General features: G+C 53.1%; 20 protein-coding genes and 1 pseudogene. 8 read left to right on the plus strand and 13 right to left on the minus strand.

Annotation, left to right across the window (positions count from 1 at the left end):
• The 6 genes and pseudogenes from TX85_RS27670 to prfA all read right to left on the minus strand — a co-directional run.
• Positions 1-680: pseudogene (locus TX85_RS27670) on the minus strand (L-threonylcarbamoyladenylate synthase); the annotation flags it as partial.
• Positions 681-941: 261 nt separating this feature from the next.
• Positions 942-1643, minus strand: coding sequence for a stage II sporulation protein R (spoIIR, locus tag TX85_RS17965; protein ID WP_044481076.1), 702 nt, complete (start codon positions 1641-1643; stop codon positions 942-944).
• 213 nt (positions 1644-1856) lie between these two features.
• Positions 1857-3053, minus strand: coding sequence for an FtsW/RodA/SpoVE family cell cycle protein (locus TX85_RS17970; RefSeq protein WP_044481077.1), 1197 nt, complete (start codon positions 3051-3053; stop codon positions 1857-1859).
• 167 nt (positions 3054-3220) lie between these two features.
• Positions 3221-3346 carry a hypothetical protein gene (locus TX85_RS27990; protein WP_262362687.1) on the minus strand — a complete coding sequence of 42 codons (126 nt, stop codon included), beginning with the start codon at positions 3344-3346 and terminating at the stop codon, positions 3221-3223.
• Positions 3347-3844: 498 nt separating this feature from the next.
• A complete protein-coding gene (gene prmC, locus TX85_RS17975; protein WP_044481623.1) occupies positions 3845-4759 on the minus strand; it encodes a peptide chain release factor N(5)-glutamine methyltransferase in 915 nt (304 codons plus the stop codon).
• Between the two features lie 9 nt (positions 4760-4768).
• Positions 4769-5836 (minus strand): peptide chain release factor 1, encoded by a 1068-nt coding sequence (gene prfA / locus TX85_RS17980; RefSeq protein WP_044481078.1) that lies wholly within the window; start codon positions 5834-5836, stop codon positions 4769-4771.
• Positions 5837-6110: 274 nt separating this feature from the next.
• Here prfA and TX85_RS17985 point away from each other — a divergent pair, with 274 nt between their 5' ends.
• From TX85_RS17985 to TX85_RS18010, 6 genes are all read left to right on the plus strand, one after another.
• Positions 6111-7031: a LysR family transcriptional regulator gene (locus TX85_RS17985; protein WP_044481080.1), complete on the plus strand. Its 921-nt coding sequence runs from the start codon at positions 6111-6113 to the stop codon at positions 7029-7031.
• A 134-nt stretch (positions 7032-7165) separates the two neighbouring features.
• A complete protein-coding gene (locus tag TX85_RS17990) occupies positions 7166-7963 on the plus strand; it encodes an ABC transporter ATP-binding protein (RefSeq protein ID WP_044481081.1) in 798 nt (265 codons plus the stop codon).
• A gap of 27 nt (positions 7964-7990) precedes the next feature.
• The gene (locus TX85_RS17995) at positions 7991-8857 is read left to right on the plus strand and encodes an ABC transporter permease (RefSeq protein WP_044481083.1); all 867 of its coding nucleotides are present in this window, start codon (positions 7991-7993) and stop codon (positions 8855-8857) included.
• 37 nt (positions 8858-8894) lie between these two features.
• Positions 8895-9956, plus strand: a complete 1062-nt coding sequence (locus tag TX85_RS18000; RefSeq protein WP_044481084.1) for an ABC transporter substrate-binding protein — start codon at positions 8895-8897, stop codon at positions 9954-9956.
• A 28-nt stretch (positions 9957-9984) separates the two neighbouring features.
• Entirely contained in the window at positions 9985-10740 is a 756-nt protein-coding gene (locus tag TX85_RS18005; RefSeq protein WP_044481085.1) for an isochorismatase family protein, read from the plus strand.
• A gap of 100 nt (positions 10741-10840) precedes the next feature.
• Complete coding sequence (locus tag TX85_RS18010) at positions 10841-12118, plus strand: MFS transporter (RefSeq protein ID WP_044481087.1); 1278 nt, start codon at positions 10841-10843, stop codon at positions 12116-12118.
• A gap of 51 nt (positions 12119-12169) precedes the next feature.
• Here TX85_RS18010 and TX85_RS18015 read toward each other — a convergent pair whose 3' ends face one another.
• The 7 genes from TX85_RS18015 to cls all read right to left on the minus strand — a co-directional run bounded on the left by TX85_RS18015 (position 12170) and on the right by cls (position 18266).
• The gene (locus TX85_RS18015; protein WP_044481088.1) at positions 12170-12595 is read right to left on the minus strand and encodes an NINE protein; all 426 of its coding nucleotides are present in this window, start codon (positions 12593-12595) and stop codon (positions 12170-12172) included.
• Complete coding sequence (locus TX85_RS18020) at positions 12595-12939, minus strand: TM2 domain-containing protein (protein ID WP_044481624.1); 345 nt, start codon at positions 12937-12939, stop codon at positions 12595-12597. The genes TX85_RS18015 and TX85_RS18020 overlap by 1 nt, the downstream gene beginning before the upstream one ends.
• 189 nt (positions 12940-13128) lie before the next feature.
• A complete protein-coding gene (gene ychF / locus TX85_RS18025; protein WP_044481090.1) occupies positions 13129-14229 on the minus strand; it encodes a redox-regulated ATPase YchF in 1101 nt (366 codons plus the stop codon).
• 86 nt (positions 14230-14315) lie between these two features.
• The gene (locus tag TX85_RS18030; RefSeq protein ID WP_044481092.1) at positions 14316-14798 is read right to left on the minus strand and encodes a GNAT family N-acetyltransferase; all 483 of its coding nucleotides are present in this window, start codon (positions 14796-14798) and stop codon (positions 14316-14318) included.
• Positions 14799-14851: 53 nt separating this feature from the next.
• Positions 14852-15580, minus strand: a complete 729-nt coding sequence (locus TX85_RS18035) for a hypothetical protein (RefSeq protein ID WP_044481093.1) — start codon at positions 15578-15580, stop codon at positions 14852-14854.
• A 110-nt stretch (positions 15581-15690) separates the two neighbouring features.
• The gene (fni, locus tag TX85_RS18040; protein WP_044481094.1) at positions 15691-16722 is read right to left on the minus strand and encodes a type 2 isopentenyl-diphosphate Delta-isomerase; all 1032 of its coding nucleotides are present in this window, start codon (positions 16720-16722) and stop codon (positions 15691-15693) included.
• Positions 16723-16757: 35 nt separating this feature from the next.
• Positions 16758-18266 carry a cardiolipin synthase gene (cls, locus tag TX85_RS18045; protein WP_044481095.1) on the minus strand — a complete coding sequence of 503 codons (1509 nt, stop codon included), beginning with the start codon at positions 18264-18266 and terminating at the stop codon, positions 16758-16760.
• Between the two features lie 163 nt (positions 18267-18429).
• Between cls and TX85_RS18050 the strand changes: the two genes are divergently transcribed.
• Both TX85_RS18050 and TX85_RS18055 read left to right on the plus strand, forming a co-directional pair.
• On the plus strand, positions 18430-19338 hold the full coding sequence (locus TX85_RS18050; protein WP_044481096.1) for a TetR/AcrR family transcriptional regulator: 909 nt from the start codon (positions 18430-18432) through the stop codon (positions 19336-19338).
• A 75-nt stretch (positions 19339-19413) separates the two neighbouring features.
• Positions 19414-22641, plus strand: coding sequence for an efflux RND transporter permease subunit (locus TX85_RS18055; protein ID WP_044481097.1), 3228 nt, complete (start codon positions 19414-19416; stop codon positions 22639-22641).
• The last annotated feature ends 194 nt before the right edge of the window (positions 22642-22835 follow it).

The raw sequence follows: 22835 nt of genomic DNA on the forward strand, positions 1-22835 counted from the left end.
GCTGCGCAGCGCAGGGTCCAGCTCTACGCCCCCTGCGGCATAGGGGGCAGCTCCTCGACCGTGACCCCGCCAGGGCGGAGCACGGTCACGATCCCGTCGTCCCCGGCGAGGACGACGGTGGACTCGACGCCGACGCCGGTGGCTCCGCCGTCGACGATGCCGTCAATGCGGCCGCCCAGATCCTCGCGGACATGGTCCGCCAGTGTCGGGCTCGGCCGCCCGGAGCGGTTGGCGCTGGGCGCCGCCAACGGGCAGCCCGCTGCGGCGATGAGCCGCAGCGCCACCTCGTGGTCCGGCATCCGCACGGCCACGGTATCAAGCCCCGCCGTTACACGCGGCGAGACAGCTCCCTCCATGACGGGCAGCACAATCGTTAACGGCCCGGGCCAGAAGGCCTCCATTAATCGGGCGGCTGTATCGTTAATGCCCGTAACCAGCCCTTCCAGCTGATGCGTTGAGGCGATATGAACAATAAGCGGATTATCCGAGGGTCTTCCCTTCGCGGCAAAGATCGCCTCCACTGCCTTGCTGTTGCGGGCATCCGCACCAAGGCCATATACGGTCTCGGTTGGAAAAGCTACGGTCCCCCCTGCCGCCAGGACCTTGCCCGCTTCATTCAATCTACGCTCTATCTCATCAAGCCGAGCTTGATTCATATAATGATCAGAACTGCCGCTCATCTCTTCAGGCAGCAGCTTCACATCCCAATAGCTTGTCTCCTTTTGCAGGGGCACAAGATTCGCGGATGGCTTGAGCTCTTCGTCCATAGGTCATCCTTCCAGACTGCTGTAATTTTTTTCAGAAATTTTTCCGAACTCGCGCTTTTTATTATAGCTCATGTCGACAACGCAGAAAACCGCACAGAAATTCAGTATCCTGTACGGTTCTTTTTCAATCCTATTCAATTCAAGGACGAGGCCCAGGCCCGGGGAGCATCTGCGCTAGGCAAACAGCCCCGTAATCCAGTTCCAGAAATTCACCAGCATATCCCAAAGGAAAAACCGGACCTCCACCTCTTCAGGATCAACTTGAACCATCGCTGTATCGGCCCCGGCATTCGCTTCGATGCTCCCGTTTGCTGCCGCAATGCCATCCTTCTCGCCAGACTTGGCACTTGCGGACTTCTGCAAAGCATCTCCGCTGCCCGCATCCACAAAGCAAAGAGGAGGAAACAATACGCACCACCAGTTCTTGCCTGCTCCGTTGCCAAGGGTTACCCGCACCGCTTCATAGTCCCCGGCCGGATACACGGCCCCTCCATAGATTTTCGTCGGAAACGGCACCTCGCCCAGCTCAACCTCGTAGCTGTAGCTTTTGCCGCTCGCCTTCAGCGTCTCTCCTACACGCCGCTCAATGTCGGACAGCCTGCCCTGAACCATAGCCCGAGCGTCCTCCAGGCTTTCCGGCTGAGCCAGCTCGGCTACCCACCCGTTCATTTGCTCCACAACCGCGTCTCGGACCAGCCGTTTTACCGCTTGATCGCCCAGACTATCGGAATTAGCCAGGATTCGCAGACGAATGGATTCTTGCGGGATCAAGCCTTCGGCAGCTGCCGTATCCGCCTTCTGTCCTTCCCAGGACATCAGCAAAATCAACATACTAAAACATATAAGTGCAATCGACTTCCGACGGTTCTCTCTCATTTGGCTTCACACTCCAACCGAATCTCTGATGTCTACCATTCTGTCCGGTTAGGAGAGTTTTAAACCTAGCAAATCTATTAATCTATATAAATTGAACTATTGAATTTTAGGTTTTGAGGGCAATGTGTGAAGTATGCTTACGATCGCTGTTGTTCGCGGATTTCTCTAATTGAGCTAAGATATTATAAGGTGGAAATCCACTCACAAGTCCGTCTATTCCTCAGTAATGATGGATCGCTTCGGCTTATAGCGGGCGACCGCTTCTGACGTCTCATCGGCTTCATCCTGCCCGTACATCCGGATACTCATCGCGATTCCGACGCATGCCATATTAATTAGCAGCGAGGTTCCTCCATAACTAATGAAAGGCAGCGTAATGCCCGTCAGCGGCATCAGCCCGATAAACATGCCGATATTTTCAAAAATTTGATACAGGAACATGGCGACGATCCCGACGATGATATAAGGTCCGCTCCTGTCCTTGCATTCCAGCGAAACCAGAATGAGCCGGTGTATCAATACGAAATATAGCAGCAGCAGGACCGAGCTGCCTATAAATCCGAACTCTTCGGCAATCACGACAAAGATGGAGTCGGAATAGGTAAGAGGAACGCGCTCTGACTGGACAGTCTCTCCTTTCAGATAGCCCTCTCCCGTCATACCGCCCGAAGCTATCGCGAGCTTGGCATTCCGCGTATGATAAATCGCTTTATCCGTTGCTTTTTCCGGCACAAGCCAGGGATCGATCCGCTCAATCCAGTGCGCGCGTCCAATGTCCTCGAAGAACGTATACACCTCGTCGTGATACACCTTGTAGGCGGTAATGCCGCCAAATGCCGCTCCCGCGAACAGGGCCAGAGCGATAAAGGCCTGAATATATTTAATGTTTCCAATCCAGAGCATGCCCGCCAGAATGACCAGATAGCTAAGCGCATTTCCCAGGTCATTTTGCGCCATTACGAGCAGGAACGGAATGAACGTCAGCACCATAATCGGCAGGACATCCTTCCAGAATCCCAGCTTCGGCTTGCGCTTTTTAAGCAGCATGAAGGCGAGAAACAGAATTAACAGCAGTTTAAAAAACTCCGCAGGCTGAAAGCTCACCCCTCCGGGAAGGGTTAACCAACCCGTTGCGCTGTAATATTCATTCCCGATGAACAGCACGACGACGAGCAGCCCAAGGCCAAACAGATAGATGAACGGGGCATACTTCACAAGCAGCTTGAAGTCAATCATGGCCATCCCGAAAAAGGTTGCAAACCCAAGCGCATAATAGACGAGCATCCGTAAATGGTACCCCCCGTACTTCGTATTCACGGTCGCGCTATAGAGCACTACGATACTGATTGCCATGAGAAGCAGCAGGATGATGATGATGGTGACATCGATTCGTTTCAGTCTCTTCAGCATGCCGTCCCTCACTTTCCGGGCCTTGCGCCCTTTCCTTCATTAAGTATACTTTAAAACCCGATAAACTGCGAAACCAGCTCGCACTAAAAAGACCCATTTGCCCGCCTTCGTTCATAATCACAATCCTCACTCAATGGGCAGTTGCATTTCCTCACCTAACGGGCGGTTTATTCGAACGGATACCCCCTGTTGGCTGCTTCATCTCCTTTAAGTCTATCGCGGCCGGTCGCTGAATAATCTTGATGATTAATTGCAGCAAGCGCAACTAAAACCTCGACATTTTCAAATTTCACAGGTTTAAGTGTACAACTTACAGTTAAAAATCGGTTCTTGTATCAGGACGACGGAGATTCGCCAATCTAACTGTACTCAATACAACTATGTCTAAATTCGAAGCCAAAATTCAGTATTTAAGCGTACCTTTTACAATTGAATCGATACCATATTGAATCGATACCATATTGAATCGATACCATAGGTTGAATATAAGCTAGAGCAATGATCCTGTTGGTTCAACCTTTGTTCTCTCACCCGCATAACAGGTGTTTTTTGTTTCGCACTCTTCGCGAGCTCAATTGGCTAAAGCTGCAAAAAAGTCCGCTTCTGCAATCTGCAAGCGGACCCGTTCTCTCGATCAATGCAATTAGCCGTAAACTACCAGTGTTGCGCGATTACTGTCCGGCTGTTGGGCGGTTATTGCGCAGCTATTGCACCGTTATTACGTAGCTATTGCACGGTTATTGCGCAGCTATTGCACCGTTATTGCGTACTATTGCGCGGTTGTTCCGCAGCTATTGCACCGTTCTCACGCCCAGCACATGCCGCTCAATACCGGCCAAGTCGGGGATCGTCAAAATCCGATCCCAGTGGCCCGCCCGGCGGAGCAGCTCCGCGACCTCGCCGGCCTGGCCCAGGCCCAGCTCGAAGCCGATCAGGCGCGGCGCGGCGGGCAGCAGCGGCAGCTGCGCGAGCATGATCCGGTACGGGGCCAGCCCGTCCGGACCGCCGTCGAGCGCGCCGCGCGGCTCGTAGTCCCGCACCTCCGGCTGCAGGTGCGGAATTGTCTCCGCCGGAATGTACGGCGGATTGCTGACCACGATGTCCAGCGGCATGTCCGCAAAGGGTTCAAGCAGGTTCCCCTGCTTGAACTCCACGGCCAGCCCCAGCCGCTGGACATTGGCGCCCGCTACTGCGAGCGCGCCCGGCGAGATATCGCTCGCCGAGATGCGCCATGACGGGCGCAGACTGGCCAGGGCAGCGGCAATCGCGCCGCTGCCGGTGCCGATGTCGGCAACAAGCGGGCCGGAGCCCGCAGGCAGGTTGCCGCCGGCAGGCCACAGGCGATCGGCTTCGCGCACGACCGCCTCCACGAGCAGCTCCGTCTCCGGGCGCGGAATCAGGACGTCCGGCGTGACCCGGAAGGTCAAGCCGTAGAATTCCTGTTCCCCGATGATATACTGCGCCGGCTCGCCCGCCGCTTTGCGGCGGATTGCTTCCTCCCATACTTCCTTCCGGTCGGCGGGAAAAGGGTCGCGCAGGGCCAGCAAATAAGCGGCCCCGTTATTCAGCTCCAACACATGCCTCAGCAGCAGCTCAGCATTCGATTCCGGCTCAGCTACGCCATGAGACGCTAAAAAAGAAGAAGCCTCTTTACGGGCTTCTATAATCGTTATCCCTTCGGATAACCGAAACTTGTGTTTGTTCATGTCCAAGGGTTATTCTCCCTTTTCCATAATGTCAGCCTGCTCGGCAATCGTTAACGCGGATACGATCTCCTCGATCTCCCCGTTCATCACCTGGTCCAGCTTATGAATCGTCAGTCCGATCCGGTGATCCGTCACCCGGCTTTGCGGGAAGTTGTACGTCCGGATCCGCTCACTGCGGTCACCGGTGCCAACCTTGCTTTTCCGTTCTCCGGCATATTTCGCTTCTTCCTCTTGACGCATCATATCGGAGATCCGGGCGCGCAGCACCTGCAGCGCCTTCTCCTTATTGGAGTTCTGCGACTTGCCGTCCTGACAGGTCGCAACGATACCCGTCGGAATATGCGTTACGCGTACAGCCGATTTCGTCGTGTTGACGGACTGACCGCCCGCACCACTGGAGCAGAACGTATCGACACGAATATCCTTGTCAAGAATTTCGATATCGACTTCTTCCGCTTCAGGCATGACGGCTACGGTTGAGGTCGATGTGTGAATCCGACCGCCGGATTCCGTGGAAGGAATACGCTGCACCCGGTGAGCACCGCTCTCGAATTTCATTTTGCTATATGCCCCGCGGCCGTTAATCATGAAAATAATTTCCTTGAAACCGCCGAGATCGCTCTCGTTCACGTCCATGATATCAACCTTCCAGCCCTGGGTATCTGCATAACGGGAATACATCCGGTACAGATCAGCAGCAAACAAGGCCGCTTCATCTCCCCCAGCCGCACCGCGAATTTCCACAATAACATTCTTATCGTCATTCGGATCCTTCGGCAGCAGCAGCACTCGAATGGTCTCCTCGAGCACTTGTTGACGCGTTGTCAGATCCTCGATCTCCATCTTCACCATTTCACGCATTTCATCATCCAGCTTCTCGGCCTGCATCACCTTGGCGGCGTCCAGTTCCTCGATGACCTGCTTATATTCAGTGTACGCCTCATAAGCCGGCTGTAAATCCGATTGTTCTTTTGAATAATCCCGCAGCTTTTTCGTATCACTAGCCACGTCGGGATCGCAGAGCAGCTCGCTCAGCTTCTCATAACGGTCAGCCAGCGATTGTAGTCGGTCCAACAAGGGAAGTCACCTCTCTTCACATTCGCAATAATCATTCTATCCGATAAACTCACAATGACATGATCTAAGTATACTTTAAAATAATTAATACCAGGGTAAACGACTTTTTATTATAGCATAAATTGCAGGATATGAACAACTCTTTTCCAGTACATTTTGAGCACTAACCATGCCCCTCAGGGAAATTTAACCAGTGCTACACCCGCTCTTTTCATGTAAAATATTCTCAAACTATCGAACCGGATATTTGGGCGGAAGCGAGGAGGGCTCACCCATGGACATGTTGGACCTGAAAGTATTTATTGCTGTAGCGGAAACGGAGAGCATGAGCAAAGCGGCTCACTATGTCGCTCTGACACAGCCCGCTGTCAGCATTCGCATCGCAGGTCTTGAGACCGAGCTGGATGCTTCCCTGTTTCACCGCACTCGCTCCGGCGCTTTCCTGACAGAAGCCGGACGCAGATTTTACTTTTACGCCCAATATGCTTTAAGCGCCTTGGAAGCCGGGCAAGAATCCCTCCGCACCCTGTCGGCTCAGCACACGGAGAAGAAGCTGCGCATCGGAATCGTAGAATCGCTTACCCACGTCATGCTCCCCTCCGTCATACACTCCATGAAGGATCAGTCCTCCCTCATGGAGTGGAAGATCAGCACCGGCCAGTCTCTGGATCTGGCCCTCCGCACCGCTTCCGGGGAACTCGATATTTCCTTCATCAACCAGGCCTTCTCACCGCTCCCCCAGCTTCACAGCATCAAGCTGTTTGAAGAGCCTCTTGCCTTCATCGGGCCGAAGCAACCGGAATTCCCGCGTTACCGCAGCCTCTTTACCTATCTGAAGGAGGTTCCCTTTATTTTGCTCAAAAGACATATGCCTTTGAGAGAACTGCTAGAATACCAGTTGTTTGCCCCCCTGCGCATGCATCCCCAAAAACTGATCGAGGTGGACACCTCGCACGTCATTCGCCAAATGGTCGAGCAAGGAACAGGCTGCTCCTTTTTGCCCGTATCCTCTTTATGGCCCTCCGGCCGCGACGCCGCTATCGAGACAATTTCCCTGCCGGAGGTTCACCTGCAGCAAAGCTTTTATTGTGTATATTCGCAGTCTGCATCCGACCAAATCCTAAATCTGCTCCCCAAGCTGCAGGCCGGTATCATCGCTCAGGTAGACCAATTCCGCAATAGCCGCGATCAATAATCCCTTCCCCTTTACTCTCCCAATTAAGCTTCGCGTCATTTAAATGTTATATTATCTGACATAAACACTTCTTATCGCTCCTCCTGTGTGATATATATTACTATGAATTTAACACAAAGGAGGTGGCGATAAAGATGAACCCTTACAAGATGGAGCTTGAGAACATCAGCAAGACCTATCCGTCAGCCGACGGCACCCTGGTTCAAGCGCTAGGTCCGATCGACATGCGGATTCCCAACCACCGCTTTGTCAGCATTGTCGGTCCCAGCGGCTGCGGGAAGTCCACGTTGTTTAACATCATCTCCGGGCTGCTCGACAATACGGAAGGAGCCATTTATGTCAATGGTAACCGTGTCGATGGATTAACCGGCATCACCGGTTATATGCTGCAGAAGGATTTGTTGCTTCCCTGGAGGACGATTCTGGACAACGTGATTCTGGGCTTGGAAATTCAAGGAACCTCCAAACGAGAGGCAAAAGCCAAGGCGCTGCCTCTGCTGCACAAATATGGTCTTAAGGGGTTTGAGTATCATTACCCCGCCCAGCTCTCCGGAGGCATGAGACAGAGGGCTGCACTGCTTCGCACCATTCTGTATGACCGGGACGTTATTTTGCTGGATGAGCCCTTCGGCGCTCTGGATGCCCAGACCCGTGCCATGATGCAAGAGTGGCTGCTCGACCTCTGGGATGACTTTCAAAAAACAATTCTCTTCGTCACCCATGACATGGAAGAGGCGATCTACCTCTCTGACGAGGTATACATTATGACCTCCCGTCCAGGCACGATCAAGCGGCATCTGTTGATCGATCTGCCACGGCCGCGGAAACCGCAGATCATCACCTCGCCGGAATTTACCCAATTGAAGGAAGAAGCGCTGCGTACGCTTTCCGAAGAAACCCTCAAGGCATATCAGCAGGAAGCTGCCGGTTAATGCCAAAACCGAAAGGAGTGAGCAATGATGCCAAGTGAAGGAGAAGTAATAGAACGCAAGGGAAACCTGAGCAAGTTAAGAAATGCCCCTGCTCCCCGCACAAGAACCAACGCCTTGAAGTACGAAATGTCCGCCCCCAAGCCCTGGCTGGTCAATATCGGCCGTCTCTCGTTATTTCTCGCGGTCCTGCTGCTGTGGGAGCTCGGAGCCAGTATCGGATTGGTCAACTCCTTCTTCTGGAGCCAGCCGTCGGAGATCGCCCGCACCTGGTGGGTTGGGGTACAGACGGGGGCCGTCTGGCAGGATACCTTCTATACCTTTCGCTCCACCGTGTACGGGTTTCTGCTAGGAACGGCAGGCGGCACGCTGTTGGGATTATCCTTCTGGTGGTCCAAATATTACGCCCGTATCTTCGAACCGTTCATCATTATGTTTGAAGCCATGCCCAAGCTGGCCCTCGCCCCCATCATCGTGCTGGTGTTCGGGATCGGGATGGGTTCCAAGGTAGCCATGGGCTTCGCCATCACTGTCGTCATTACTACCCTGACCACTTACAACGGGGTGCGAAGCGTCGACAAAGATCTGGTTCGCATGGTCTATTCTCTGGGCGCTTCCAGACTGCAAGTATTCAGAAAGGTCATCGTTCCAACGGCCATTCCGGCGATGATCTCCGCCCTGCGTATTAATATCGGGTTGGCACTCACAGGAGCTATCGTCGGTGAATATATCGGGTCCGAGCAAGGTCTGGGCCGAATGATCTTCTATGCGGGACAAACCTACGAGATCAGTCTCATCTGGGCCAATATCTTTAATCTGTCCATCCTGTCCATGCTGCTGTACATTCTGGTTGGCAAGCTGGAAGGTTATCTGCTCAAAGGCTTTACCCACAAATAAATAAAAAGAGAACATGGGATACGGAGGGGGAACTATCATGAATCAACGCTCGTTACTTGCTCGTCACGCCTGGCTGCTTGCCGTCGCGCTGATCATCACGCTCATTGCCGGTTGCGGCAGCAATGCTGCACAGAGTCCGGCACCTGCTCCGGCAGATGCTTCTGCCTCAGGCACTGAGGCCGGCAATGAAGGCAACTCAACTCCAATTAAGGAATTGACCATTGCCGAGCCCGTTCACAGCACCGGTTATTTACCGCTATACATCGCCATTCGCAAAAATCTGTTTGAAGGACTGAGTGTTAAGGCTGTAACCCTTTCAGGCGGAAGCGCGCATACCAATGCCGTTTTAACCGACCAGGCTTTCGGCTTCATCGGCGGCCCTGAGCATAATGCCTTTGCCAAAGCCAAGGGAGCCGAACTGCGGGCCGTCGTCAACATCGTGAACCGGGGCAACGTTTACCTGGTAGCAAGGTCCGATCTGGATCCCGGCACAGATATCGCCGCCTTCATGAAGGGCAAGACCGTAGCAGTATCCCAATACGGGGGAACACCCAACTCGATTATCCGTTACTTAGCCGGAGAGTGGGGACTTGAACTGAACAAGGATCTGATGCTGAAGGAAGTCGATAATGGAGCCATACCTGCTGTATTACAGCAGAACCAGGGAGATGTGGCTGTAGTGACCGAACCGCTGCTCACGCAAGGGATCGAGGAAGGCATATGGGGTGAGCCGTTCTACAATGTACCGAAGGAGCTTGGCCCGTATGCTTACTCCACCATCAATATCAAGCTGGACAGCATCACGAACGATCCCGACACTGTTGAGAAGTTTGTGGAGGGCATCCATAAGGGACTGGAGTTCATCCGCGACAACAAGGAAGAAAGCATGGAGATTGCCAAGCTGGAATTCCCTACGATGTCCCAGGAGCTGCTGGAAGCCACTATCAACCGGTCCTACGAGGATGAAATGTGGGAGTATTCCGGTCAAATCACTGAAGAGTCTGTCGCTACAGGACTATCGGTTGTCCGGGCTGCCGGCCTGCTCAAGGATGAGAGCATCGGCTATAGCGACATTGTAGACACCCAATTTGTAAAATAATTAAATAACCAAGGAGGCTGAATCAATTATGAAAGTATGGGACCGCTTTTTAACGGATCGCGATAAGCAAGTATTCGGTAGTGCCGGTTATGACGCTAAGGCCGGCTTCGGGCAACGCCCGGCCCTGCTGGTGATTGACGTCAGCTATGGATTCTGCGGACATGAGAGAGAACCGATTCTGGATTCGGTCAAACACTGGCGCAATAGCTGCGGCGAAGCTGCCTGGGATGCCATTCCTTACATTCAGAAGCTCCTGCATGCCGCCAGGGAGCAACGCATTCCGATTTTCTACACCACCGGTGTTGACCGCCGTCCCGACGGATTCGATGCCGGCGGCTGGCGGCGGAAGAATACCCGCTCCTCCGAAGGCGAGACTATTTCGGGATACGGCAGCAATGAAATCGTACGTGAAATTGCGCCTCAGCCGGAAGATATTGTTATCGAGAAGCTGAAGCCCTCGCCTTTCCATGGCACACCGCTGGTGGGGTATCTGACCGATCTCGGTATCGACACCTTGCTCATTTGCGGCACGACAACCGGCGGATGCGTTCGGGCCGGAGTCATCGATGCCTTCTCCTATAACTACTATGTCGGCGTTGTTGAAGAGTGCACCTTTGACCGCGGGGAAGCCTCGCATGCCATCAACCTCTTCGACATGAACGCCAAGTATGCCGACGTAGTCAGCACGGAGGAAGCCGTGAATTATATGAAGCAAACGGCGAAGGGACTGCACGACAGCAAAATTGCTTTCCCTGCCTCCCCTTCCAATACCGCTGTGCTGTAAATACAAACCCCAAAGAATAAAGCAAAGGCGGAGCCCCGAGCCCCTGGGAACTCCGCCTTTGCATTTCCATAAAGTCAATCCACCAAAGGGGGGCGCTTACATGCCGCTGCCAAAGACATCTACTCCCGCTGCACATCACAATTTCGTCTGGGTATCCATATCCTGCGGCCTATACTGGTTCGCCTTCTCGCTGACCAGGCCCATCATCACCTTATATGCCGCCTCTCTGGGCTTGCAGGACATTGCTATCGGCATCGTGCTCGCGGTCTATGCCCTGTTGCCCATGCTTGCCGCCATTCCCGGCGGATTCATTGCTGACCGCTTTGGCCGGTCCACCGTCTTGCGAGTCGGCGCGCTCATGATGCTCGGCAGCGGCCTGCTCTACTTGATATCCAGTGGTCCCTGGACGCTGGCTCTGGCTCAGTTGCTGGCCGGTCTGGGCCAGATGGCTGTCTGGCTGGCCGTACAGGTATTAATTACGGAAGGTCCGGTACAGGGCAATGAAGGGCGCTTCGCCACCTTTTCTCTGTACATGGCAATTGGGCAGATGCTCGCACCCATTCTCTCCGGCTACTTGGCAGACCACTACGGCTATAAAGTCGTGTTTGCCGGATACATCCTAAGCAGCGTCCTGCTTATCTTTACATCCTGGCAATGCCGGGATGAGGCCCCCCCGCCCCCGGGCTCCGGGGAGGGGAAAACCGCTTTGTCCATGCCGCTGGGGCACAGTGCCGGAATAATACGCCACTGGTTCGGCAAATGCCTCGGACTGCTCCGAAACCGCAGCTTTGCAGTCATTTTGTTAACGACCTTCATCTCCCTGTTCATCGTCGATGTGCGTACGGCCTATCTGCCGCTGCACCTGGAGTCTCTGGGCATCTCCAACACCAAGGTCGGCTTGCTCGTATCCATCGGCGCAGCATCCGCCTTGTTTGTCCGCCCTCTCTACCCCCGGCTCATGGCGAGACTGAGCTTTAGCTGGATGCTGATCCTGACCTATGCTGTCTCATTGCTGCTGTTGTTCGCCACTCCGCTGCTCACCAGCTTCTATAGCATAGCCGCGCTTGTATTCATTACCGGTCTGGCTCTGGGCATCAACCAGCCGCTAACCCTGTCGATGATCGCTCATTCCACCGCACCGGAGGAGCGCGGCCTCGGCATCGGTCTGCGGCTGATGTCCAATCGGGCTGCTCAACTCATGGATCCCCTGCTGTTTGGTCTCTTCACCGCCTTTGTGAGCTTGCGTGCCTCATTCCTGCTAATCGGCGTCTTGCTGCTCGTCTGCTGCGCGTTCACGGTCCAGCTCCAGCTCTCCGCAGACCGAGCGCCGCATTCGCATGTGCCTTACCGCGACAAAAAACCGCGGGCTTCAACATGATGCTGAAGCCCGCGGCTATCCGCCTATCCTATTTGCATTCCCGCGAACCGGCTAAAAATTGTTATCCGTATCTGTCCGGTGGGATGCGATTTGTGCCACCAACGATTGTTCCAACTGCTGGTTCCAGCTGCGAACCATACCGGGCAGCATGCAGGCATCGACAATAACCCAAATTGTCAGTCCTAAACCTGCTAAGAGTAATGGAACCAGAAAAATCAACGAATAAAAGGTGTCCGGAGAGGCCTCTGACTCAAGTCCGGAAGAAATGCCAAAGGCGAGGTAGAAGACAAAAGTCAGTACGAATAGCACTAACTGAATGACCCCGGAGGCAATTCGCTTCAAGTAGAAGCGATGAACTCCCAAATGCCCGGCCAGAAGCATTAAGTAGGCAAGAGCCAGTGATTTCTCCCGCTTATTCATTTCCGAATTCAGAATCAGCATCTCGGTAGTCGTTAAATCATGTTTTGAGAACTGCATTAGATCGGATACTCCGCAGATCTGCCGCGGTCATGGAAAATGCGGTCCATTGTACGGTGCTCAACCATGGTATTGTGTTCCTTGACCCATGTGTGCACGAGGAAGGCATCAACAATCCACCAAATCGCCGTTACAATCATGCCAATCATCGTAAGCGAGAGGATGAGCTGTGCAACTGCCGAACCGGTACGCCCCATATAGAAGCGATGACCACCAAACATGCCCAGAAAGTACCACAAAATATACGCTACTACCATGTTCTTGCCTTGGTTCTTCACCTCGGATTCAAGCAGCAGCAGTTCGCGTGTATCCAGTTGGGCCTTACGTGCCATCGTTTGATCCATGTACAAATATAACTCCTCCTTCAAGAATGTTAAAAATCTTTCTCATCAATTATACCTATAGAAATATGCATCCTCAATACAAATAATTACATTCGTCCAATTTTGTGCCGAGTGAAAAAAAGCCTTGCGTGCAGCGCTAAACGCTCTCCACAGAAGGCTTGTTTCTTAGCGGTTCAGGATTGCAACGAACTACACGTTAAATCGGAAATGCATAACATCTCCATCCTGTACGACGTACTCTTTTCCCTCAAGACGGAGTTGACCGCGTTCCCGGGCGACGTTCATGGAGCCTGCCGCCACCAGATCATCATAGGACACCACTTCCGCACGAATAAATCCGCGCTCGAAGTCCGAGTGAATCACACCTGCCGCCGCCGGTGCCTTGGTTCCTTTCCGAATCGTCCAGGCACGAACCTCCTGTACGCCCGCTGTAAAGTACGTATAAAGACCCAGCAGACGATAAGCAGCTTGGATCAAGCGATCCAGACCGGAGGCTGATAACCCCAGCTCTTCCAGGAACATCGCCTTATCCTCGCCCTCCAGCTCGGCAATCTCAGCTTCAACCTTGGCGCTGATCGGCACAACCTCGGCTTGCTCTGCCGCCGCAAATTCCCGTACTTGCTGCACGTAAGGATTGTTGTCCGCATCTGTTACGCCGTCCTCAGCCACATTGGCCGCATAAAGTACCGGCTTCAAGGTCAGCAAATGCAGATCGCGTACAATCAGCTTCTCCTCATCGGACAGCTCGATACTCCGTGCAGGCTGATCGTTGTAGAGCGCTTCTTTCACCCGCTCCAGCACTTCAACTTCCTGGGCGTACTGCTTGTTGCCGCCCTTCATATTTTTGCGCGACCGTTCGATCCGCTTCTCCACGCTATCCAAATCCGCCAGAATCAGCTCCAGATTAATTGTCTGGATGTCGCTGATCGGATTGATTTTCCCATCGACATGAGTAATGTTCTCATCCTCGAAGCAACGCACAACATGCACAATAGCATCGACTTCACGGATATGAGCCAAAAATTTATTCCCCAGTCCTTCGCCCTTGCTCGCACCGCGTACGAGGCCGGCAATATCAACAAATTCAAATGCGGTTGGAACGGTCCGGTTCGGAACAACCAGCTCTGTCAGCTTGGTCAGACGCTCATCCGGCACCTCAACAACACCGACATTCGGATCAATCGTACAGAACGGATAGTTTGCGGATTCTGCACCCGCTTGGGTAATCGCGTTAAACAACGTGGATTTTCCAACATTCGGAAGGCCCACGATCCCAGCCTTTAAAGCCATATCTATGACAACTCCTCAATATTTGATGTGCATAACTTCCCAAAGTACATACTACCTATCATGTGAAAAGATTTCAAGGAAGAGGGTCATTCTAATTTCTTCTTCATCGTGATATCGGTTGCGACATACCCGGATTTCAGGTAAAGCTGATGCGCTCTTTCATTGTGGGCGAACACATGAAGCCCGATGCTGGCAGCCCCTTGCTTGCGCGCTTCCTCATCCAGCGCCTGCATCGTTGCCTTCCCATAGCCCTTCCCCTGATATTCCTCGAAAATAATGATTTCATAAATGAATGCCTCACGACCGCCGCCTCCCGCGCGGTAATGCACCCACAGCTCTCCGAGCTGTGCTCCGGTCTGTTCCTCACGAACCAAGAGTAGCGAGTGGTCCTTCGTGTTTAGCCCTTCCGGCAACAAGGAGTGCACCGCCTGCTCCGACAACTTCTGCGCCTCTTCTTCCGCCCAGGTTCCCGCAGTCACCTTCTCCTTCGCGTAATCTGCCACCAACCTCGTCAGGAATACCCGATACTCCTCTTCTTTCATCGCTTGCAGCGTGACTTTTCCAGTCATGTCCAACACATCCTCTTGAACTTTTATCAGCTTTTATTTGTATCAGCTTATATTTATATTAGCTTCAATTTACGTAAAGGGGCGCTACAATCCTGTGAGCAATCCTGCGAGCATCCTGTGAGAACCTTCGACCTAGTCGAAGCAACCGCGTAATGCTTAGCCGAAGTAACCTCGTAACCGCCTCCAGCAACGGGGACTATGGAGCCAAAACACCACAACCCATAGGCACCAGTAATTTGATAGACACCAGTAATTTTAATGCTCTTTGTCACTATAATCGCCCACTTGGCGCTCACACCAGCAATTTTAATGCCTTTTATCACTATAATCGCCGCACTTGCGCTCACAACAGGAATTTTAATGCCTTTCTGCACTATAATCGCCGCACGAGCTCCCACACCAGTAATTTTAATGCCTTTTGTCACTATAATCGCCGCACTTGCGCCCACAACAGCAATTTTAATGCCTTTTGTCACTATAATCGTCTCACATGCACCCATACCAGTAATTTTAATGCCTTTTGTCACTATAATCGCCACACTTGCGCCCACACCAGTAATTTTAATGCCTTTTGTCACTATAATCGACACACTTGCGCCCACACCAGTAATTTTAATGCCTTTTGTCACTATAATCGCCGCACGTGCGCCCACACCAGCAATTTTAATGCCTTTTGTCACTATAATCGCCACACTTGCGCCCACACCAGTAATTTTAATGCCTTTTGTCACTATAATCGCCACACTTGCGCCCACACCAGTAATTTTAATGCCTTTTGTCACTTATTTTCTCGAAATGACTGACTAGGGCTGTAGCCAGCCTACAGCAATTCCCTGGCTTACGCAGGGACCGCACGCTGAAGAAGCAGCCGCCAAGCAAGCCCGTCCGAGAGCTAGCTCTCGATCCGGACAAGCCGCGGCGTATCTCTCAGCGCCGATACATTGCCGGCGCCGATCCCGAACATGGCGGTGCGAAGCTCCAGCTCCACGCGCGCCAGCAGCGCGTCAAGCTGTTCCTCGGACTGCACCGCCGGTCCGAGCAGCGCACGGCCGAACCCGGCCAGATCCGCCCCAAGCGCAAGCGCCTTGGCGGCATCCACGCCGGTGTTCAGGCCACCGCTGCCGATAACGGCGACGCCCCGCACCGCCGCCCTCACTTCGCGGATGCACTCCGCGGTCGGGATTCCCCAGCCCGCAAAGGCATCCGCTGCCGCACGCCGCACAGGGTCGGCGCTGCGGAGCTTCTCGACCTGGCTCCAGGAGGTTCCTCCGGCGCCAGCCACATCAATAAAGGCCACGCCGGACTCCCGAAGCCGGCGTGCCGTCTGCCCGTCAATGCCCCAGCCGACCTCCTTGACCCCGACAGGCACGTCCAGTTGGCGGCACAGCTTGCCGATGCTGGACAGCAGGCCGCCGAAGCGGGTGTCTCCTTCAGGCTGGAACACTTCCTGCAGGCCGTTCAGATGCAGCACCAGCATGTCCGCTCCGGCAATCGTAACCGCCCGCTTGCATTCATCCGCTCCATAGCCGTAATTAAGCTGAACCGCGCCTAAATTGGCAATGATCGGGATGCTCGGCGCGTGGCGGCGAACCTGGAACGTCCGCGCCAGCTCCTCTTTTTCTACAGCCGCCCGCACAGAGCCTACGCCCATCGTCCAGCCCCGGCGTTCAGCCGCTTCCGCCAGACGCTCATTGATGCGCCAGGCCAACTCACTTCCTCCGGTCATCGAGCTGATAAGCAGAGGGGTCCGCAGCCCTGCCCCCAGAAACTCTGTCTGCAGGCTGATCTCATCAAAATCCAGCTCCGGCAGCGCATTGTGGCGGAAGCGGTATTTTTCAAATCCAGTGGTTATCCCGGCCCCGCTTACTTGCTCCTCCAGACATAACCGGATATGCTCGGTCTTGCGTCCCGACGTATCACTCATCCTCTGACTCCTCCCTTATCTCGCCTTGCTAGCCGTTATAACAGCGGCGATAACAATCTTGCCGCCGATTCCATGAAGCGGAGCACGACCTTTTTCTTCATGAACTCGGTGAGTACAATCCGCTTGGTGGACAGCAGGTCGCGCTCAAAATCTCTGACCACCTTCCGCACACTATCGGTTTGGACGAGCAGCAGATTGACCTCAAAGTTTAAATGGAAGCTCCTCATATCCATATTAGCGGTTCCGACCGTCGCTACCTCCCCGTCCGCGATCAGCAGCTTGGAGTGGAGGAAGCCCTTTTCATATTCGTAAATCTTGACGCCCGCCTCAAGCAAAGCAGGGAAATAAGAGTGAGAAGCCAGGAATGGCAGCCGCTTATCGGGTTTGGCCGGGAAGAGAATCCGCACGTCAATCCCCGATAACGCCGCAACCCGCAGTGCCGTTAAAATATCATCATCCGGTATAAAATAGGGCGTTGCCAGCCAGATTGATTTTTTGGCCGTGGTAATCATTGCAAAAAAGACACTCTTCAGCACCTTATCTTCATTATCCGGCCCGCTGGCTATAACCTGCACCGCACCGCTGCAGCCTTGCTCCAGCTGCGGCGACAAGTATTCCAGATCCATAATTTTCTCGCCCGTGACATACTGCCAGTCCTGCAGGAAAATCACCTGCATCGAGCGGACAGCCTCACCTTTAACAAGAATATGCGTGTCACGCCAAAAGCCGTATGTCTTGCTTCGGCTCAGGTACTCATCGCCCACGTTCAGGCCGCCGATAAAGCCGGTATTGCCATCGATCACGACAATTTTCCGGTGATTGCGGTAATTCACACGGCTGGACAATGCAAGAAAACGCACCTCGCCATATACGCCCACCTTCACACCGGCAGCACGAAGCTCATTGATGAAGGATTTCGGGAGTCCCAGGCTCCCCACGGCATCATACATGAACCGGACCTCGACGCCCGCCTTGGCCCGCTCAATCAGTGTCTTCTGAATTTCCCTACCGATCTCATCTGCGCGATAAATATAATATTCCATGTGAATGTGATGTCTGGCCTTCTTCAGCTCTTTTAGCAAAGTAGAGAAGGTTTCTTCCCCATTCGTCAGCACCCGGGTACGGGTTGCCATGGAAAACGGCGTTCTCGCCAGCCGTTGGGACATTTGCAGCAGGCGCTGCTGGCCAGGCGAGAACTGCGATAAATCGCGCGGCAGCAGATTGCCGTTGTGATCAATCCGCTCGAAGCTCTTGCGGTCCTCTTCGGCCTTCTTGTCGAATTTACGGCGTTTGAAATAATTTTGACCCAGCAGGAAATACAGCACCAGCCCGACAACCGGCAGCAGCGCAAGAACCAGCATCCAGGCCATCGTGCTGGAAGGATTGCGGTTCTCCATAAAAATAGCCAGTCCGATCGTAATAACCGTCAATGTCTGGAAAATACTAATCAAGGTCCCGCCGAAGCTGCCCAGGAGGCCAAATCCAAAATAGTAAAATGCAACTAGGATGGCTGCAATAAATATAACTTGAATTCCGCGTCTCATCTTGTATGTACTCCTTCTGTTTATCCTAAACTATGCCTCTATTCTACATGATTCATCGACTTCTTCCTAATATTTGTTTCAGAGATAGTTTTATAATATAATCATTTTTGACTTGGAAGTCAGTTCAAGAACTCACTGGTCAGAAAAGGAGGGGAGTCAGGGATTGTCCTTAAAATCTGCTGATAAAAAAACACTGATTTTGCGAAGTGCTATGCAGCTCTTTTCTACGAAAGGACCTTCGGCCACTTCCATGCAGGAAATCGCCGAGATGTGCGGGATGTCCAAGGGCAGCCTGTATCTGCATTTCAAGTCCAAGGATGAACTGGAGCAAAGCTTGTTCAACTATTGCTTCCAGATGCTGCAGGAGCATTTGGTGCAGGTTGAGCTGGAGCAGCATCTAGGGCCGAAGGAGCGCTTGATCCGCCAAATTGAGGTTCTGCTTAATCTGGTACAGGAGCTGCGTGAGTTTCTTGTGATGCAGTTTCAGGATTGGATCAAATACGGCAAGCTCTATCGGGAGCCCGATTCATTCAAGGAAAACAACATTACCCTTCTGCACTTTACCCAAAAAGCGCTTGTATCAGCCTTCGGCGAACGGATTATTCCCTATTCTGCCGATCTTGTTATGATCGCCCAAGGCATTCTCGGCGTATTGATCCGCCTGCTCTTCGAGCCTCGCATGGCGGGCAGCCATCGGAGAATGGCGGTTTACCTCGTTGACTTGCTCGACGCCATGGTGGAGCGGCTGCTTGAACAGGGCCCGGAGCCGCTGATTTCGGAAGCCGAGCTGCAGCGGTGGAGCACAGAGGGGAGCTGCCTTAAGCCTGCGGAGCGCCATCCCCTGCTGGTCATCAAGGAGATGAAGGAAGCGCTGGGCGGAAAGAGTGTAAAGCTGACCTCCACACAACGTGAAGACATGTTGGATACTCTGCAGGTGCTGGAGAGCGAAATTCTGGAGCCTATGCCTCGCAAAGTCGTAATCCGGGGGATGCTGCTCAATGTACTTGAATTCCCGGCGCTTGAGAAGCAAACCAAGGAACTTGAGCGGCTTTTGAAGCCTTATATCAAGTAAAAGCGGTTGTTCAAGAGAAAAATGTAAAAACAAACCGTTATATGTTTATTAAAGAAGGGAGCAGAAACCACACTGATGAAAAGTCTAATTCAATTTTCCATCCGCAATAAATTTGCTGTATGGCTCCTGACGATCATCGTCACAGTTGTCGGCTTGTACAGCGGACTGACGATGAAGCAGGAGACGATTCCGAATATTAATGTGCCTTATTTAAGTGTTGTTGCGGTTTATCCGGGTGCTGCACCGGAAGGCGTAGTCCAGGATGTCACCAAGCCGCTGGAGACCAGGCTCCATAATGTGGACGGAATCAAGACAATTACCTCCACCTCGATGGAAAATGCCGCGTCCTTGTTCCTTGAGTTCGATTATGGCACTAATCTGGATAATGCGACAGCGGCAGTTCGGGAGGCGCTCAATGATGTCAGCCTGCCGGACGATGTGCAAAAGCCGCAAATTACCCGGTTCAGCCTGAGTTCTATGCCGGTGATTTCCCTGAGCATTTCGGACAAAGAATCCGGGGATCTCGAGAATTTGACTCGAATCGTTCAGAGCAATATTCAGCCTGCCCTTGAGGACCTGAATGGCGTAGCCTCCGTGCAGGTGTCGGGACAATATGTCAAGGAAGTACAGCTTCAGTTCGATGAGGCTAAAATGACCCAGTTGGGCCTAACGGAAGATACTGTGAAGGGAATCGTGCAAGCTTCGGCCTTGCGCGTGCCGCTAGGCTTATATGAGCTCGACAGCTCTCAAAAAGCCGTTGTTGTCGATGGAAACATCACTACAGTGGAGGAACTTAAAAACCTTGCGATTCCTGTTATCCCTTCGACAGCATCCGGAGCCGCTGGCAATGCAGCCGGTGCCGGAGCAGGTAACGGTCTAGGCGCAGGAGCCGACATTAGCGCAGGGGCAGGCGGCGGTGCCGCCGCAGGTCAAGGAAACGAAGCGCCCTCCGCTGCCGATATGACCGGAATGCCTGCCGGAATTTCCATAAGCATCCCTACGGTTAAACTGAGCGATATTGCCTCCATCGAGGTTGTCGGTGAGGCGCAGTCCATCTCGCGTACCAATGGTCTGGAATCGATCGGGATCCAAATCGTCAAGGATAATGACGCCAACACGGTAGACGTAGCTAACCTGGTCAAGGATGCAGCAAAGGACCTTGGCAAGCAGTACAGCCATCTGGAATTCACGGTGATGCTGGATCAAGGCAAGCCGATCACGGATTCCGTAAATACGATGCTGATGAAGGCCGTATTTGGAGCGCTGTTCGCCGTCATTATTATTCTGCTGTTCCTGCGGAATATCCGCTCGACAATCATTTCGATCATTTCGATTCCATTGTCGCTGCTTATTGCCGTTGTGTTGCTCCATCAAATGGACATCACACTGAATATGATGACGCTTGGTGCCATGACCGTGGCCATCGGCCGGGTCGTCGACGACTCGATCGTCGTCATCGAGAACATTTACCGCCGCATGTCTCTCACCGGAGAGAAGCTGAAGGGCGGCAAGCTCATTGTCGCGGCAACACGTGAGATGTTCGTGCCGATCATGTCCTCGACGATTGTTACCATTGCGGTCTTCCTGCCGTTAGCCTTTGTTAGCGGAATGGTTGGCGAGCTGTTCATGCCGTTTGCGTTAACGATGGTGTTCTCACTGCTAGCCTCGCTGGTCGTGGCGGTCACTCTTGTTCCTGCATTGGCTCATACCCTGTTCCGGAAGGGGCTTAAGAAGACTCATAATCACGACAGCAATCCGAAAGGGATGGCGCTCGGATATCAGCGTCTCCTTAAATGGACGCTGAATCACAAGCTGATCACCTTCGGTGCAGCGGTCGTCCTGCTCGTCGGCAGCCTGTTCCTGTATCCGCTCGTCGGCGTCAGCTTCCTGCCGGAGCAAGAAGACAAGTATGTAATGATCACTTATTCTCCGGCACCCGGCGACCGGCTTGAGGATGTCCAGGAGAAGCTGGAGCGCGCCGAGAAGTACATTCTCGCCCAGGATCATCTGGAGAAAATGCAATATTCAATCGGCGGCAGCAATCCGCTTGGCATGGGCTCCTCCAACTCCGGGCTGTTCTATGCGGAATATGCCAGCGATACTCCTAACTTCAGCCAGGTGAAGGAGGATCTGCTTCTTGGCTTGCAGCAAGAGATTCCGGACGGTGAGTGGGGAGATATGTCTGCGCTTATGACCGGCGGCCTTGGCGGCGGTTCGTTGAGTCTGAACGTGTATGGCGACAGCCTCGAACAGATCAAGCCGGTGGCGGATCAGATTCTGGGCTGGATTCAGGAGGATACCAAGACCTTTGAAAAGGGAGAGACCAGTCTCTCCGAAGCCTATGAGCAATATACGCTTGTTGCGGATCAGCAAAAGCTCAGCTCTCTGGGCTTGACGCCAGGACAGCTCGCCATGAAGCTGGCCCCGGTCAGCCAGCGTCCGGTATTGACCGAGATTCAGATCGACGGGAAGGATTATAAAGTCTACATTGAGACCGAAGAGAATACCTTCTCCAGCATCACTGAAATTGAAAACCAAACTCTGACCTCACCGCTTGGCATGGAAATTCCGCTGAAGGAAGTGGCTACAGTTGAAGAAGGCCAATCTCCGGATTCGATCATGCGCGTGAACGGCAAAATGTCCGTAGAGGTCAGTGCAAATATTCTCAGTTCCAATGTGCAGAAGGCCTCCAGCGGCTTGCAGGACAAGATTAACGATATGGAACTGCCGGACGGGGTAACCGTCGAATTCGGCGGCGTAACCGAGCAAATCAACGATACGTTCGGTCAGCTTGGGCTCGCCATGGCTGCGGCTATAGCCATCGTCTATTTTGTCCTTGTCGTAACGTTCGGGGGCGGGCTTGCTCCATTCACGATCTTGTTCTCACTGCCATTCATCGTAATTGGTGCAATGGTCGGTCTGGTACTGGGCAAGGAAACCTTGAACGTATCCGCATTAATGGGTGTGCTGATGCTGATTGGTATTGTTGTTACTAACGCCATTGTCCTGATTGACCGCGTTATCCATAAGGAACGCGAAGGCCTGTCAACTCGCGAGGCCTTGCTTGAAGCAGGCGCAACGCGGCTGCGTCCGATTCTGATGACAGCCCTGGCTACAATCGGCGCGCTGATTCCGCTCGTGATGGGCTGGGAGAACAGCGCAGGCATCATCTCTCGCGGTCTCGGAATTACCGTTATCGGAGGTCTCGTCAGCTCGACACTGCTTACCCTGGTCATTGTGCCTGTCGTCTACGAATTCCTGATGAAATTCCGTCGCGGCACCACCGTGGACGATCTCGATTAATTCGAACATTGTTCATGCTAATTTGATCATTGTTCATGCTAAAGAGGGTAGGAAGTTTTCAGACTTCTTACCCTCTTTTTTTCGAAATGATCTTTTTTAGAATGATGCTTGCCTCTCCTTATCAGACTCCTCTTTGGGAGCAACCGATTCTCTGATTAGCCGTCTGCCGCTCGCTGTCGGATATTTTAAACTCC

This window comes from Paenibacillus antibioticophila, from assembly GCF_000455265.1.
GTDB classification, from domain to species: domain Bacteria; phylum Bacillota; class Bacilli; order Paenibacillales; family Paenibacillaceae; genus Fontibacillus; species Fontibacillus antibioticophila.